Below are 15,024 nucleotides of genomic sequence, written 5' to 3'. Positions count from 1 at the left end.
CACACAAACCGAGGGAACGAAGATGAGCGACGAACTGAAGGACTGGCTCGACCGCCATGGCGGCGACAGCGCGATCACCGACACCATGCTCGCGCTCGCGGGCGGCTGCCGGCTCATCGCCGACGCGGCGCGCCGTGGGCCGCTGATCGGCCTCGTGGGCAGCGCGGGCAGCAGCAACGTGCAGGGCGAGGTGCAGCAGCAGCTCGACGTGTACACCAACGACCTGCTGTGCGACGCGCTCGAAGCCTGCCGCTCGGTGGCCGGCTATGCGAGCGAGGAAATGGAAGACGCCATCACCTCGGCGCGCTGGTCGTCGGACGGCGTGCATCTGGTGCTGTTCGATCCGCTCGACGGCTCCAGCAACATCGAGGCGAACATTTCGGTCGGCACCATCTTCTCGGTGCTGCCGCACCCCGAGCCGGGCCGCGCGCCCGAGGCCGACGACTTCCTCCAGCCCGGCCGCCACCAGCTCGCCGCCGGCTATGCGGTGTACGGGCCGGCCACCTCGCTCGTCGTCGCCGTCGCCGGCCGCACGGCGGTGTTCACGCTCGAACCCGCGAGCGACGCCTGGGTGCTCACCCGCGACGCGGTGCGCGTGCCGGTCACGGCACGCGAGTTCGCGATCAACGCCTCGAACGAACGCTTCTGGGAAGCGCCGGTGCAGCGCTACGTGGCCGAATGCGTGGCCGGCGCCGACGGCCCGCGCAGCCGCGACTTCAACATGCGCTGGGTCGCGAGCCTCGTGGCCGAGACCCACCGCATCCTCAGCCGCGGCGGCGTGTTCCTGTACCCGCGCGACGGCAAGGAGCCGCGCAAGCCCGGCCGCCTGCGCCTCATGTACGAGGCCAATCCGGTCGCCTTCGTGATGGCCCAGGCCGGCGCCTGCGCCGTGACCGGCAGCCACGCCATCCTCGACGTGCGGCCCGAGGGCCTGCACCAGCGCGTGCCGCTCATCTTCGGCTCGGCCGACGAGGTGGGCCGCATCGTCGAGTACCACGCCGACACGAGCGCCAACGTCTCGCTGCAACTGTTCAAGACCCGCTCGCTGTTCGTGAACGCGCACGCCTGAAGGCGCGGCACGCAAAAGACAAAACCGAGGAGACGAAGCATGAGCAAGAAGCACCCGATCATCGTGGTGACAGGATCGAGCGGCGCGGGCACCACCACCGTCAAGCGCACCTTCGACAACATCTTCCGCCGCGAAGGCGTGAAGGCGGCCGTCATCGAGGGCGATGCCTTCCACCGCTACGGCCGCGTCGAGATGAAGGCCGAGATCGCCAAGGCCGAGGAAGAGCACCGGCCGTTCAGCCACTTCGGCCCCGACGGCAACGTGTGGGACGAACTGGAGCGCCAGTTCGCCGCCTTCGGCCGCACCGGCCGCTGCCAGACGCGCTACTACCTGCACAACGAACGCGAGGCCGAGCCCTACGGCCAGCAGCCCGGCACCTTCACCGGCTGGAGCGACACCTCGCCCGACGCCGACCTGCTGTTCTACGAAGGCCTGCATGGCTGCGTGAAGACCGACACCGTCGATCTCGCGCGCCATGTCGACCTCAAGATCGGCGTCGTGCCGATCATCAACCTGGAGTGGATCCAGAAGCTGCACCGCGACAAGAACGAGCGCGGCTACAGCACCGAGGCCGTGACCGACACGATCCTGCGCCGCATGCACGACTACGTGCACTACGTGTGCCCGCAGTTTGGCGAGACGGACATCAACTTCCAGCGCGTGCCGGTGGTGGACACCTCCAACCCCTTCATCGCGCGCGACATCCCGACGGCGGGCGAGAGCATGACCGTCATCCGCTTCAAGAACCCGCGCGGCATCGACTTTCCCTACCTGCTGTCGATGATCCACGACTCGTTCATGAGCCGCGCCAACACCATCGTCGTCCCCGGCGGAAAGATGGAGATCGCGATGCAGCTCATCCTCACCCCGATGATCCTGCGGCTCATGGAAATCCGCCGCGCCCAGCTTTCCTGAAGGAGCAACGCGATGACCTCCTCCTACTCCGGCGGCTTCGGCGGCCACTCGGGCTATCACGCCTCGGCGTCGGCGGATGCCGCGACCAGCGGCGGCAGCGTGACGCAGCTGCGCTTCGTCAAAGCCGCAGATGAAATGCGGGTTCGGCGCGCGCCGCGCGGCGACGCGAAGCAGATGGCCAACGCGATCCGCGCGCTGGCGATGGACGCGGTGCAGAAGGCGAAGTCGGGCCATCCCGGCGCGCCGATGGGCATGGCCGAGATGGCCGTCGCGTTGTGGGACCGGCACCTGCGCCACAACCCGGCCGATCCGCACTGGCCCGACCGCGACCGCTTCGTGCTCAGCAACGGCCATGCGTCGATGCTCATGTACGCGCTGCTCCATCTCACGGGCTACGACCTGCCGCTGGACGAGCTCAAGCGCTTCCGCCAGCTGCACAGCCGCACCGCCGGCCACCCCGAAGTGGGCGTGACGCCCGGCGTCGAGACCACGACCGGCCCGCTCGGCCAGGGGCTGGCCAACGCGGTCGGCCTCGCGCTGGCCGAGAAGCTCATGGCCGACGAGTTCAACCGGCCGGGCCACACCGTCGTCGATCACCGCACCTACGTCTTCCTCGGCGACGGCTGCCTCATGGAAGGCATCAGCCATGAAGCCTGCTCGCTGGCCGGCGCGCTCGGCCTCGGCAAGCTGGTCGCGCTGTACGACGACAACGGCATCAGCATCGACGGCAAGGTCACCCCCTGGTTCGCCGACGACACGCCGGCGCGCTTCCGCGCCTATGGCTGGGAAGTGATCGGGGCGATCGACGGCCAGGATGCCGAGTCGGTGGACGCGGCCCTCACCGCCGCGCGCAGCGACGCGAGCAAGCCGACCCTCATCGTCTGCCGCACCGCGATCGGCGCCGGCTCGCCCAACCGCGCCGGCAGCGCCAAGGCCCACGGCGAACCGCTCGGCGACGAGGAAATCCGCCTGACGCGCGAGGCGATCGGCTGGCCGCACGCGCCCTTCGAGATCCCGGCCGACATCCGCGCCGCCTGGGATGCGCGCGAGCACGGCGCCGTGGCCGAAGCCGACTGGCAGGCGCGCTTCGCGCTGTACGAGGCGGCGCATCCCCAGCTTGCGGCGGAATTCCGCCGCCGCGTCGCGGGCCGGCTGCCGGAGGACTTCCGCGAGACGGCGTTCCGGCTGCTGTCGCAGTCGGCGCAAAGCGACGCGGCGGTGGCGACGCGCAAGGCGAGCCAGATCGCGCTTGCCACGCTCGGCCCCGCGCTGCCCGAGCTGCTCGGCGGCTCGGCCGACCTGACCGGCTCGGTGCTGACCGACTTCCCGGACTGCGGCGCGGTGCGCAAGGGCCAGCCGGGCGGGCGCCACATCAACTACGGCGTGCGCGAGTTCGCGATGGCCGCGATCATGAACGGCATCGCGCTGCACGGCGGGCAGTTGCCCTACGCCGGCACCTTCCTCGCGTTTGCCGACTATTCGCGCAACGCGGTGCGCATGGCCGCGCTCATGAAGCTGCGCGTGATCCACATCTTCACGCACGACTCGATCGGCCTCGGCGAGGACGGCCCGACCCATCAGCCGGTCGAGCATGCCTTCAGCCTGCGCGCGATTCCGGGCCTCGACGTGTGGCGCCCCTGCGATCAGGCCGAGACCACGGCCGCGTGGATCGTCGCGCTCCAGAACGCCGACCGGCCGAGCGCGATGCTGCTGTCGCGCCAGGCGCTGCCGGCCTGCCGGCGCACGCCGGAGCAGGTGGTGGACATCGCGCGCGGCGGCTATGTGCTGAGCGAGGCGCCGGTGCTCGACGGCACGGCGGCGCAACCGGCCGATGGCCGGCCTGCAAGCGTTGTCACGCCCGACGTCATCCTCATCGCCACCGGCTCCGAGGTGAAGCTTGCGCTCGAAGCGCAGGCGCTGCTCGCGCAGCGCGGCATCGCGGCGCGCGTGGTGTCGATGCCGAGCACCAGCGTGTTCGACCGCCAGCCCGCCGACTGGCGCCGCGCCGTGCTGCCGGCCGGCGTGCCGAAGGTGGCGGTGGAAGCCGGCATCACGCTCGGCTGGTGGAAGTACGTCGGCAGCGACGGCGCCGTCGTCGGCCTCGACCGCTTCGGCGATTCGGCGCCGGCCGAGGCGCTGTTTGCCGAATTCGGCATCACCGGCCCGGCCGTGGCCGACGTGGCGACCGCGCTGGTGCGCGAAGGAGCCGGCGCATGAAGAAGCTCATCACCTTCGACCTCGACGGCACGCTCGCGCAGACGGCGGGCGAGATCGCCGCCGCCGCCAACCTCACGCTGCGCGAGGCGAACCTGCCCGAGCAACCGGAGGCCGTCATCGCGAAGATGATCGGCCACGGCGCGAGCGAGCTGCTGATGCAGCTGCTGCAGCAGGCCAGCCCCTGGCTCGGCCGCTCGGGCGTGGCCGACTGGCATCGCCATGTGTGGCCGCTGTTCCAGGTGAACTACCGCGCCACCTGCGGCACGCTGGCCACGCTCTATCCCGGCGCGGCCGACATGCTCGCGCGGCTCGACGCGGCCGGCATCCGGCTGGCGCTGGTGTCGAACAAGGAGGAGCGCTACACGCGCACGCTGCTGCGCGCGCTCGGGCTGGAGGGCCGCTTCGGCATCGTCATCGGCGGCGACAGCCTGCCGCGCAAGAAGCCCGATGCCCTGCCCATCGAGTACTGCCTGCGCCAGTTCGACGTCGCGCCGCATGAGGCCGCCCACCTCGGGGATTCGCATACCGACGTGGCGACGGCACGGGCGGCCGGCGTCGAGGCCTGGGCGGTACCCCATGGCTACAACCGCGGCCTCGACATCGCCGACGCGAAGCCCGACTTCCTCTTCGCCAGCCTCGCCGACGTGGCCGAACACGCGCTCACGCGCGACTGCCAGCCGCTCGCGGCCTGAAGCGCGGCCGCCGCCAACGCCGCTAGACGCCGCAACCGCCATAACCCGCATTGCCGATGCCGCTTCACGCGGCATTCCGACCGCCTCACTTACCCAGGAGACAAGCATGGCTCTCGTGTCATTGCGCCAGGTGCTCGACCACGCCGCGGAGAACGGCTACGGCGTGCCCGCCTTCAACGTCAACAATCTCGAACAGATCCACGCGATCATGGAAGCCGCCCAGGAGACCGACAGCCCGGTCATCCTGCAAGCCAGCGCCGGCGCGCGCCAGTACGCGGGCGAGCCCTATCTGCGCCACATGGTGCTCGCCGCCGCCGAGATGCATCCCGACATCCCGATCGTGCTGCACCAGGATCACGGCGCCACGCCGGCCGTCTGCCAGCAGTCGATCCGCTCGGGCTTCACGAGCGTGATGATGGACGGGTCGCTGCGCGAAGACGCGAAGACGCCGGCCGACTACGACTACAACCTGCGCGTCACCCGCCTCGTCTGCGATTTCGCGCATGCGGTCGGCGTGTCGGTGGAAGGCGAACTCGGCTGCCTCGGCTCGCTGGAGACGGGCGAGGCCGGCGAGGAGGACGGCGTCGGCGCCGAGGGCAAGCTCGATCATTCGCAGCTGCTCACCGACCCGGTGCAGGCGAAGGACTTCGTCGAACGCACCGGCGTGGATGCGCTCGCGATCGCCATCGGCACCAGCCACGGCGCCTACAAGTTCACGCGCCAGCCCACCGGCGACATCCTCGCCATCGACCGCATCGCCGAGATCCACGCCGCGATTCCCGACACTCACCTCGTGATGCACGGCAGCTCCAGCGTGCCGCAGGAATGGCTCGCGATCATCCGCGCCAACGGCGGCGACATCGCCGAGACCTACGGCGTGCCGGTCGAGGAAATCATCCGGGGCATCAAGAGCGGCGTGCGCAAGGTGAACATCGACACCGACATCCGCCTCGCGATGACGGGCGCGATGCGCCAGCTCTTCAACGAGAAGCGCAGCGAGTTCGATCCGCGCAAGGCGCTGCTCGCCGCGAAGAAGGCGGCGCGCGGCATCTGCAAGCAGCGCTTCGAAGCCTTCGGCTGCGCCGGCATGGCCTCGCGCATCAAGCCGGTGAGCCTCGACAGGATGGCCGCGCGCTACGCCGTGCCCGGCTACGACCTGAAGAAGGCGGCCGTCGTCGCCTGACGCCGGTCGGCAGCCGGTGCGAACCGGCTCCGATCACGCGGGCGGATCTCGCCCGCCCCCCGCACCGGACGACGGCCGCGACGGACCCGGAAACCGCCGCGACCGCCGTCCGATGTTCGCGGGCCTCGGCCCGCACGCGCCGCGCCGCCCTCCCCCGAAGGCGGCGCGGCGCACCTGTGTCCGCCAACCGCGCGCCGCCGCGCCCCACGAGGGCCGGGCGGCCGACCTCATCAGGAATTGCAATGCTCAAGGCTCTGATCTTCGATGTGGACGGCACCCTTGCCGAAACCGAGCGCGACGGCCATCGCGTCGCCTTCAACGCCGCCTTCCGCGATGCCGGCCTCGACTGGCACTGGGACGAGCAGCTCTACGGCGAGCTGCTGCGCGTGCCGGGCGGGCGCGAGCGCATCGCGCATTTCATCGAGCGCCACGCGCCGTCGCTCGACTGCGAATGGGGCGAGGTGCGCAGCATCGACCAGCTCGTCGCCGACCTGCATCGCGGCAAGACCGCGCATTACACGGCGCTGGTGGCGGGCGGCCAGGTCAAGCTGCGCCCGCCGGTGGCCGAGCTGCTGCGCGCCGCGCGCCGCGCCGGCCTGCGTCTGGCCATCGCCACCACCACCACGCGCGCCAACGTGACCGCGCTGCTCGACCATCTGCTGCCAAAGGCGCGCGACGCCTTCGACGTGATCCTCACCGCCGACGAGGTGCCGGCCAAGAAGCCCGATCCCGCCATCTACCGCGAGGCACTCGCGCGGCTGAGACTCGCGCCCCATGAGGCGATCGCGGTGGAAGACAGCGAAGCCGGCGCGCGCGCCGCGCTCGGCGCCGGGCTGCGCGTGCTGCATGTGCCGAGCGTGTATTTCCCGCAGCGCGTGGACGGCGTGACGGCGCGGCTCGCGGGCTGCGGCGACGACGACCCGGCCGATGACGGCCTCGTGGTGCGCGGTCTGGCCGATCTGCGCGCGGTGGAGCAGGCGCTGGCGGCTTGATCCGTATACTGAATCCGCAATGCAGAAGCCGAATCCATGATGCAGCTTCTGCATCGCCTCCCATACGCCGATGTCACAGCCGGAATTGCGCCGGAATGGCGCACTTCCCCGCCATAAAGCCGGATTTGCTCGGGAAGCCGCCGCTTCTCCCGGCAATGAAGCGACGGCAGCGCCCGGACGATGCCTTCACACGCCCGCGGCCCTCCGCTGTCACCGAAAACAAGCGCGGGCCGTCATTTCCCCACTCCGACCGGCGCCACATGAACCCACTGTCAAGCCTGAGCATCGCCAAGCGGCTCTACCTCGTTTCCTTCCTCCTGATCGCGGCCCTCGTCGGGCTGGCGGTTGCGTCCTGGGTCCAGCTCGGGCGTGTGGGCGATCTGGCCCAGCGCACGGCCACCGTGCGCGTGCAGCAGCTCGCGCGCATCGCCAGCACCGAGCTGTGCGTGACCCAGGTGATGCTGCATCTGCGCCAGGCCATGCTGGTCAAGGACGCGGCCGACATCCGTGCCGCCGGCGCCGACCTGATCTCCAAGCGCAAGCAGATCTCCAAGAACGATGACGACTTCCTGGCCGACCTGCCGACGGCCGAGGAGAAGGAATCTTTCCGCCGCCTCTGGCTCGACCTCCAGGCCGTGACCTGGCCCGTGGCCGAGGAGAACCTCAAGCTCGTCGAGGAAGGCAAGCGCGACGCCGCCTTCGAGATGCTGATGGCCAAGACCATCCCCGCCTTCGCCCGCATGCAGGACTGGCTCGGCGATGCGCGCAAGAAGCAGAGCGACGTGCTGACGATGGAAGTCAACGACATCGAGCACGCCGCCATGCAGACGCGCGCCCAGCTGGTGGCGCTGTCGGCCGGCATCACGATCGGTCTGGTGGCCTTCTCGTGGTACCTCGCCAACCTGCTGCGCCGCCGGATCGCCGCGTCGCAGGCCGTGGCCGAGCGCGTGCGCGACGGCGACTTCACGGTCGAGGTCCGCGATGACGAGCGCGACGAGTTCACGCCGCTGCTGGCCGCGCTGGGCGCGATGCAGTCCTCGCTGACGAAGGTGGTGGGCGCGGTGCGCCGCAATGCCGAGACGGTGGCGAGCGCCAGCGCCGAGATCGCCCAGGGCAACAACGATCTCTCGCGCCGCACCGAAGGCCAGGCCGGCGCGCTGGAAGAAACCGCCGCGTCGATGGAACAGCTCGGCAGCACGGTGCGCCAGAACGCCGAGAACGCGCGTCAGGCCAACCAGCTCGCCATGGGCGCCACCGAGGTCGCCGAGAAGGGCGGTCAGGTCGTGGCCGAGGTGGTCGAGACGATGAAGGGCATCAACGACAGCTCGAAGAAGATCGCCGACATCATCAGCGTGATCGACGGCATCGCCTTCCAGACCAACATCCTCGCGCTGAACGCGGCGGTCGAAGCCGCCCGCGCCGGCGAGCAGGGCCGCGGCTTCGCGGTGGTGGCGAGCGAGGTGCGCAACCTCGCCCAGCGCAGCGCCGACGCGGCCAAGGAGATCAAGGACCTCATCACGACGAGCGTCGAGCGCGTCGAGCAGGGTTCGACGCTGGTGGACCGCGCCGGCGCGACCATGAGCGAGGTCGTCACCGCGATCAAGCGCGTGACCGACCTGATGGGCGACATCTCGTCGGCCAGCTCGGAGCAGAGCGCGGGTGTCGAGCAGGTGGGCGAGGCCGTGCGCCAGATGGATCAGAGCACCCAGCAGAACGCCGCCCTCGTCGAGGAAAGCTCGGCCGCCGCCGACAGCCTGCGCGAACAGGCGACGCAACTGGTGAACGCGATGGCGGTGTTCCGCCTGCGGCACAACTGACCGGCCGGGCGCCGGGCCGGTTCGGCGCCGGCCACGCCCGCTTCCCTCGGGCGCCGCTTCAGCGCGGCGCCTTCCGCCCGGCGGCGGCACCGGCTTCGGCTGGCTGGCCGCCGCCGGCGTTTTCGGGGTCCGCACCGGCGCCGGCATGGGCGCCGGCACCCGCGCCATTCCGGGCATCGGCCGCCGCGAGTTGCCGCCAGCTTTCGGCCGCGCCCGCGCCGAGCACGGCGTCGGGCACCTCGCCCGAGATCGCGTAGCCGAAGTCGCCATCGACCCACCAGAACACGCTCACCGCGCCCTCGCGCGCGATGCGGAAGGTGGTGTCGCCGCCGGCCACCGCGCCCATGCTGTTCGACACGTAGAGCGTGAGCCGCCGGCCCTCGCCGTCGCGGTACATGAACTGCGCCACCGGCCGGTCACGCCCCGGCAGCAGCCGGCCGCCTTCGAGCGCGAAGCCGAGCGACTGGAGCACCGGCGCATGCATGCGGCTGCCCATGCGCTTCGACAGCCATTGCACGAGCTGGTCTTCGTGCGCGGCATCGACCTCGACCGGGCGGCGCTGCTCGGGGCTGTACACCGCATGCGCGACCGCCGCGCGGCGCGGGAAGTCGGCGGCGAGTTCGGCGCGCGCGGCCGGCGTGGCGGGAATAGCCGACACGGCAAGGTCCGTGGCGGGCGCGACGCCGGTCACACCACCCGCCACGCCGCCGCCCCGTGCCGGCGGGCCCGCGAGCAGCACGCCCTCGCCGCCGCTCCAGCCGCGCGCCATCCAGCCCGCCGCGCCGCCGGCAACCAGCAGCGCGAGTCCGGCTGCAAGCGCTTGCGGCCAGCGCCGCGCGGCCGGCCGGCGCGGCGCGGCGGCGCGCAGCAGGCGCGGCGGAATCGGCTCCTCAAGCACCGGGTCGAACAGCGCACGCAGCGCGCGCTTCTGTTCGCGCCAGGCGGCGACGCGCGCCGCGTCGTCGGGATGCGCGGCCAGCCAGGCCTCGACCTCGGCGCGCCGCAACGGCGCGAGCGCGTCGTCGGTGAAGGCGTGCAGGTCGTCGTCGGTGATGGCGGCGGGATCGGTCGGATTCATGGCTGAGGCTCGCTACGGAAACGGCAGGGCGGGCCGCTGAAGCTGCATGTCGGATTCATGTTTCATCCCCTTCGCCGCGCACCACGCGCAGCCGCGCCGCCGTGGCCTCGGCGCGCGCCGGTCGCGCGGGCGCCGGCTCGTCGAGCAATTGCCGCAATCGTTCGCGCGCCCGCGACAGCCGCGACATCACGGTACCGATCGGCAGGTCGAGCGCGCGCGCCGTCTCGGCGTAGCTCAGCTCCTCCAGCGTGACGAGCAGCAGCACCTCGCGCTGCTCGGGCGGCAGGCGGTCGAGCGCCGCCTGCATGTCGCGCAGCGCGAGCCGGCCGGGCGCGTCGGGCGCGACGGCCGGCTCGGGCGGCGTGTCGCCGGCATCGACCAGATCGAGGCCGGGGCGGCGCAGGCGGTCGGCATTGACGTTGTGCATGATCCCGAACAGCCAGGCGCGCATGTCGGCCACGCCGGCCCACAGCGCCGGCCGCGCCCAGGCACGTTCGAGCGTGTCCTGCACGAGGTCGTCGGCATCCTCGCGGCTGCGGGCGAGCGCGCGCGCGTAGCGGCGCAGGCGCGGCAGCCAGGCGAGGAGGTGGTCGGCGGGAGCGGTCATGGTGGTGAAGAAGGCGGTCCGTGGCGGGTCCGCAAGGGCGGGCCGGTCGGCAGCGGCGATGAGGCCGCCGTCCAGCGCCGGGCGCCAGTGTCAGTAACCCGCGCCGATCGCCAGCGCCGGCGCGATCTGCCAGACCTCGCCTGCGATGCGGCCCTCGCGGTACACGAGCACATGGCGCACGCGGATCGGCGCCTTGCCCTCGAACAGCAGGTTGGCCGTCACGGTCGCGCCCTTGGGATTGGCGGCCTCTTCCACATGCTCGACCGTCAGCTTGAGCGGCCCCTGGGCGGCGGCGAACTTCTGCCAGGTGGCGCGGATGGCGTCCGCACCGGCGTAGCCGCCGTCGAGCGGCCCGCCGATCCACAGCAGCGTGGCGCCGTCGGCATAGCCGGCGCCGAGCGTGGCGACATCGCCGGCGGCGATGGCCTGGAAATGCGCCTTCGCATCATCGGCCGGGGCGGCCTGCGCGACGGCGGCGAAGGTGAAGACAAGCGCGGCGACGGCGCCAGCGAGCGGCTTGAGCATGACTTTCTCCCTGAGGATGCGACGGCGCGATGCCGCCCCACTGCCCCGGAAGACGCGCGCGGCGAGCGGCTTATTCCGCACCGTCCGTCGCCTCGCCGGCGGCGTCGGCGCGGCACCCGTCACGGCACCGTCGGCGGCGTGAGGCGCCGGCCCACCCGAACAGACGCCTTGCCAGCCTTCCACATTTCCATAATCATCGAATCATGGAAGAACAAGACGTCATCAAGGCCCTCGCCGCTCTCGCCCAGCCCGTGCGGCTGCGCGTGTTCCGCGCCCTCGTCGTCGCCGGCAACGGTGGCCTCACGCCCGGCGCGCTGGCCGAACAGCTCGATGTCGCCGCCGCGACGCTGTCGTTCCACCTCAAGGAACTGGCCAACGCCGGCCTCATCGGGCAGGAGCGCGACGGCCGCTACCTCATCTACCGCGCCGCCTACACGCGCATGAACGAACTGCTGGAGTACCTCACCGCGCACTGCTGCGCCGGCGAGGCCTGCACGCCCCAGCCGCAGCCGCGCTGCGACTGCTGATCCCCACCCGGAGACCACCGCCATGAAGCGCTTCCACGTCCATCTGCGCGTCGGCAATCTCGACGCGAGCCTGAAGTTCTACTCGAAGCTGTTCGGCGCCGAGCCGGCGCGCGTCGAGGCCGACTACGCCAAGTGGATGCTCGAAGACCCGCCGCTCAACTTCGCGATCTCGACGCGCGGCGAGAGCGAGGGCCTCGACCATTTCGGCTTCCAGACCGAGAGCGCCGACGAACTCGCCGCCCTGCGCGAACGCGCCGCCGGCGCCGACCTCGCCACGCTCGACGAAGGCGAAACCACCTGCTGCTACGCCCGCAGCGAGAAGCACTGGATCATCGACCCCGACGGCCACGCCTGGGAGCACTTCCACACGCTCGGCAACATCCCCGTGTTCCGCGAGGAAGGCGCGGGCGCCTGCGCGACGCCCGGCGCCGACAGCGCGGCCGCAGCCACGGCCGCCCCCGCCACGCCCGCCACGCCCGCCACGCCCGCCACGCCCGCCACGCCCGCCGACGCCCCCGCCTGCTGCCCGCCCAAGGGCAAGCCGGTCGGCATCCCGGTCAAGGCCGCGTCCGGCTGCTGCTGAAGCATGGACGCCCACGCCTCCCGCCGGCCGACGCAAGGCGCGAGCGCCGCGCCGGCCTGCGCCTCGCCTGCAGACGCGGCCACGCATGAAGCCGCAACGCCGATGAATCTTTTCGAGCGCTGGCTCACGCTGTGGGTCGCGCTGTGCATCGTCGCCGGCATCGCGCTCGGCCAGCTCGCGCCCGCGCCCTTCCGCGCGCTCGGCGCGATGGAAGTCGCGCGCGTCAACCTGCCGGTCGGGCTGCTGATCTGGGTCATGGTCATTCCCATGCTCATGAAGATCGACTTCGGCGCACTGGGCCAGGTGCGCGCGCACTGGCGCGGCATCGGCGTGACGCTGTTCGTCAACTGGGCGGTCAAGCCCTTCTCGATGGCGCTGCTCGGCGCGGTGTTCGTGCGCGGCGTGTTCGCGCCCTTCCTGCCGGCCGACCAGCTCGACAGCTACATCGCCGGCCTGATCCTGCTCGCGGCCGCGCCCTGCACGGCGATGGTGTTCGTGTGGAGCCGGCTCACCCACGGCGACCCCTACTTCACGCTGAGCCAGGTCGCGCTGAACGATCTGATCATGGTGTTCGCCTTCGCGCCCATCGTCGGGCTGCTGCTCGGCATGGCGTCGATCACCGTGCCCTGGGACACGCTGCTGGTGTCGGTGGGGCTGTACATCGTCGTGCCGGTGCTGATCGCGCAGGCGCTGCGGCGGATGCTGCTCGCGCGCGGGCCGGCGGCCTTCGACGCGGCGATGGCGCGGCTCGGCCCGGCGTCGATGGGCGCGCTGCTCGTCACGCTGGTGCTGCTGTTCGCCTTCCAGGGCGAGGCCATCCTGGCGCAGCCGCTCGTGATCGCGATGCTCGCGGTGCCGATCCTCATCCAGGTGTTCTTCAACTCGGCGCTCGCCTACGGGCTGAACCGGCTCGCGGGCGAGAAGCATTCGGTGGCCTGCCCGTCGGCGCTGATCGGCGCGAGCAACTTCTTCGAGCTGGCGGTGGCGGCGGCGATCAGCCTGTTCGGCTTCGAATCGGGCGCGGCGCTGGCGACGGTGGTCGGCGTGCTGATCGAAGTGCCGGTGATGCTGGCGGTGGTGCGCATCGTCAATGCGTCGCGCGGCTGGTATTCGCGCGGCGTGGTCTGACGCGCGCGCCGCCACCGGCCGGCCGGCGCCGTTCGCCGATGCCGCCCCCAGCGCGCCGCGACCGTGGCGCGCACTGCCCAATCCCGCGCCCTCGCGGCGCCTCACTCCGCAAACGACATGGTCACGATCTTCCACAACCCCAAGTGCGGCACCTCGCGCAACACGCTCGCGATGATCCGCGCCGCCGGCATCGAGCCGACCGTCATCGAATACCTCAAGACGCCGCCCGCACGCGACGAACTGGTGAAGATCATCGCGGCCACCGGCAAGCCCGCGCGCGACCTCGTGCGCGCGAAGGAAGCCGTCTTCGCCGAACTCGGCCTCGCCGACCCGGCGAAAACCGACGACGAACTGATCGACGCGATGCTCGCCCACCCCATCCTCATCAACCGGCCGATCGTCATCACGCCGCTCGGCACCAAGCTGTGCCGGCCGTCGGAGGAAGTGCTGGAACTGCTGCCTGCGGGCCGGCAGGCGCCGTTCACGAAGGAGGACGGCGAGGTGGTGACGGACAGCGGCAAGCGGCTCGGCTGAAGTCAGTCCACCGTGATGCGACTCACCGGCTGGCCGTCGCGGTAGCCGATGCCGGCCTCGTACTCCGCGTAGTCGATGCGGAAGTGCTTCTCCATGTCTTCCGGCAGCGGCAGCGTCGGCGCGAGCTGCGGCTGCCGCGCGACCACGCCATCACGGTGCAGCTTCCAGCCCGCGAGCAGCGCGAGGCGCGCCTCCTCGCGCGTGCGGCCGGCGCCGCGAAAGATGTATTGCGCGGTCAGCATTTCGGCGACGACAAGGCGGGCGACATCGGTCACGGCTCAGCTCCCGGGGCGAAGATGCACATGCGGCTTGCCTTCGGCATCGCCATGGTCGTGCGGGTGGTCATGGGGATGGTCATGCGCGTGGCCGTGGCCATGCACATGCGGCGCGCCGACCTCGACCAGCGGCACCACGTGGATGTTGCCGTGGCGCACGCCGCGCTCGGCCACGATGCGTTCGGCGCACTGGCGCACGGCGTTGGTCGGGCCCTTGAGCAGCAGGGTCTCGATGCAATGCTCGTGGTCGAGATGGGCATGGAGGCTCGCGACCGTGAGGTCGTGATGCTCGTGCTGCACTTCCATCAGGCGGTCGGAGGCGACGCGCTCGTGGTGGTTGTAGACGTAGCTCACGCTGGCGACGCAATGCGGCGCCTCGGCGCGCGCGAGGCGGTCGTTCTCGACGGCGCGGCGGATGAGGTCGCGCATCGCCTCGGAGCGGTTGCCGTAGCCCTGGCGCGCGATGAGGCGGTCGAAGGCGGTGGCGAGGTCTTCGGGAAGGGAGATGGTCAGGCGGTCCATGGCGGTGTCGGACGGTTGGGCTGGGCGCCGAGTGTGCCTCGCCCGCCACGGAGCGGCATCCACTTCGTGCGACAGATCACGGACTCGCGTGCCCGCCCCTCCCGCATGCGAGGGAGGGGCTTCCTAGCATCGCGGCCTCGTCACGCCGCCCCGCCGCCCGATGCCCCGTCCCGTCCAGCTCCACGCCCCCGCCGCGCTCGGCGACCTGCGCCTGCTGCGCCTGCAGGCCCGCGAAGCCGTCGGCGAGCTCTTCGAGCTCACCCTCGACGTCAGCACCCGCCGCCCCGACCTGCCCGAGGCCGACTGGCTCGCCCGGCCCTTTCGCATCGACTTCGACACCCGCGACGGCCTGCGCCGCCA

The 15,024-nt window shown here is 71.4% G+C and carries 17 protein-coding genes; 12 read left to right on the top strand and 5 right to left on the bottom strand.

Features of this window, described 5'->3' with window-relative positions; genetic code table 11:
- The first annotated feature begins 22 nt into the window (after window positions 1-22).
- The 7 genes from H566_RS0115575 to H566_RS0115545 all read left to right on the top strand — a co-directional run bounded on the left by H566_RS0115575 (window position 23) and on the right by H566_RS0115545 (window position 8,885).
- Window positions 23-1,069, top strand: coding sequence for a class 1 fructose-bisphosphatase (locus H566_RS0115575; protein ID WP_028312160.1), 1,047 nt, complete (start codon window positions 23-25; stop codon window positions 1,067-1,069).
- Window positions 1,070-1,108: 39 nt separating this feature from the next.
- A complete protein-coding gene (locus H566_RS0115570; protein ID WP_028312159.1) occupies window positions 1,109-1,984 on the top strand; it encodes a phosphoribulokinase in 876 nt (291 codons plus the stop codon).
- A 135-nt stretch (window positions 1,985-2,119) separates the two neighbouring features.
- Complete coding sequence (tkt, locus tag H566_RS0115565) at window positions 2,120-4,201, top strand: transketolase (RefSeq protein ID WP_034412012.1); 2,082 nt, start codon at window positions 2,120-2,122, stop codon at window positions 4,199-4,201.
- Window positions 4,198-4,893 (top strand): HAD-IA family hydrolase, encoded by a 696-nt coding sequence (locus H566_RS0115560; protein WP_028312157.1) that lies wholly within the window; start codon window positions 4,198-4,200, stop codon window positions 4,891-4,893. Before tkt ends, H566_RS0115560 begins: the two co-directional genes overlap by 4 nt.
- A 106-nt stretch (window positions 4,894-4,999) precedes the next feature.
- Window positions 5,000-6,076, top strand: coding sequence for a class II fructose-bisphosphate aldolase (fba, locus tag H566_RS25615; protein WP_051378847.1), 1,077 nt, complete (start codon window positions 5,000-5,002; stop codon window positions 6,074-6,076).
- 242 nt (window positions 6,077-6,318) lie between these two features.
- On the top strand, window positions 6,319-7,068 hold the full coding sequence (locus H566_RS0115550) for an HAD-IA family hydrolase (protein ID WP_034411992.1): 750 nt from the start codon (window positions 6,319-6,321) through the stop codon (window positions 7,066-7,068).
- Window positions 7,069-7,328: 260 nt separating this feature from the next.
- Window positions 7,329-8,885 (top strand): methyl-accepting chemotaxis protein, encoded by a 1,557-nt coding sequence (locus H566_RS0115545; RefSeq protein ID WP_028312155.1) that lies wholly within the window; start codon window positions 7,329-7,331, stop codon window positions 8,883-8,885.
- A gap of 58 nt (window positions 8,886-8,943) precedes the next feature.
- Here H566_RS0115545 and H566_RS25610 read toward each other — a convergent pair whose 3' ends face one another.
- From H566_RS25610 to H566_RS0115530, 3 genes are all read right to left on the bottom strand, one after another.
- Entirely contained in the window at window positions 8,944-9,963 is a 1,020-nt protein-coding gene (locus tag H566_RS25610) for an anti-sigma factor family protein (RefSeq protein ID WP_245591384.1), read from the bottom strand.
- 55 nt (window positions 9,964-10,018) lie between these two features.
- Complete coding sequence (locus H566_RS0115535) at window positions 10,019-10,570, bottom strand: RNA polymerase sigma factor (protein WP_028312154.1); 552 nt, start codon at window positions 10,568-10,570, stop codon at window positions 10,019-10,021.
- Between the two features lie 90 nt (window positions 10,571-10,660).
- Window positions 10,661-11,095 carry a YybH family protein gene (locus tag H566_RS0115530; RefSeq protein ID WP_028312153.1) on the bottom strand — a complete coding sequence of 145 codons (435 nt, stop codon included), beginning with the start codon at window positions 11,093-11,095 and terminating at the stop codon, window positions 10,661-10,663.
- Window positions 11,096-11,298: 203 nt separating this feature from the next.
- Here H566_RS0115530 and H566_RS0115525 point away from each other — a divergent pair, with 203 nt between their 5' ends.
- The 4 genes from H566_RS0115525 to arsC all read left to right on the top strand — a co-directional run bounded on the left by H566_RS0115525 (window position 11,299) and on the right by arsC (window position 13,867).
- Window positions 11,299-11,622 (top strand): ArsR/SmtB family transcription factor, encoded by a 324-nt coding sequence (locus H566_RS0115525; RefSeq protein WP_028312152.1) that lies wholly within the window; start codon window positions 11,299-11,301, stop codon window positions 11,620-11,622.
- A gap of 22 nt (window positions 11,623-11,644) precedes the next feature.
- Window positions 11,645-12,205, top strand: a complete 561-nt coding sequence (locus H566_RS0115520; RefSeq protein WP_028312151.1) for an ArsI/CadI family heavy metal resistance metalloenzyme — start codon at window positions 11,645-11,647, stop codon at window positions 12,203-12,205.
- 102 nt (window positions 12,206-12,307) lie between these two features.
- On the top strand, window positions 12,308-13,333 hold the full coding sequence (gene arsB / locus H566_RS25605; RefSeq protein ID WP_034412009.1) for an ACR3 family arsenite efflux transporter: 1,026 nt from the start codon (window positions 12,308-12,310) through the stop codon (window positions 13,331-13,333).
- A gap of 117 nt (window positions 13,334-13,450) precedes the next feature.
- The gene (gene arsC / locus H566_RS0115510; protein WP_028312150.1) at window positions 13,451-13,867 is read left to right on the top strand and encodes an arsenate reductase (glutaredoxin); all 417 of its coding nucleotides are present in this window, start codon (window positions 13,451-13,453) and stop codon (window positions 13,865-13,867) included.
- 2 nt (window positions 13,868-13,869) lie between these two features.
- On the opposite strand, the gene H566_RS0115505 is transcribed toward arsC, so the two are convergent.
- Together H566_RS0115505 and nikR are read right to left on the bottom strand one after the other, a co-directional pair.
- Complete coding sequence (locus H566_RS0115505) at window positions 13,870-14,142, bottom strand: hypothetical protein (RefSeq protein WP_028312149.1); 273 nt, start codon at window positions 14,140-14,142, stop codon at window positions 13,870-13,872.
- Between the two features lie 3 nt (window positions 14,143-14,145).
- Window positions 14,146-14,664 (bottom strand): nickel-responsive transcriptional regulator NikR, encoded by a 519-nt coding sequence (gene nikR / locus H566_RS25600; RefSeq protein WP_034411991.1) that lies wholly within the window; start codon window positions 14,662-14,664, stop codon window positions 14,146-14,148.
- A 160-nt stretch (window positions 14,665-14,824) separates the two neighbouring features.
- On the opposite strand from nikR, the gene H566_RS25595 reads away from it, so the two are divergent.
- A partial coding sequence (locus H566_RS25595) for a hypothetical protein (protein WP_034410132.1) occupies window positions 14,825-15,024 on the top strand: 200 nt, incomplete at its 3' end.

It is taken from the genome of Derxia gummosa DSM 723, from assembly GCF_000482785.1.
GTDB classification, from domain to species: Bacteria; Pseudomonadota; Gammaproteobacteria; order Burkholderiales; family Burkholderiaceae_E; genus Derxia; species Derxia gummosa.
Note: the sequence above shows the minus strand (reverse complement) of the source record. Positions and strands in the feature narration are given on the sequence as shown.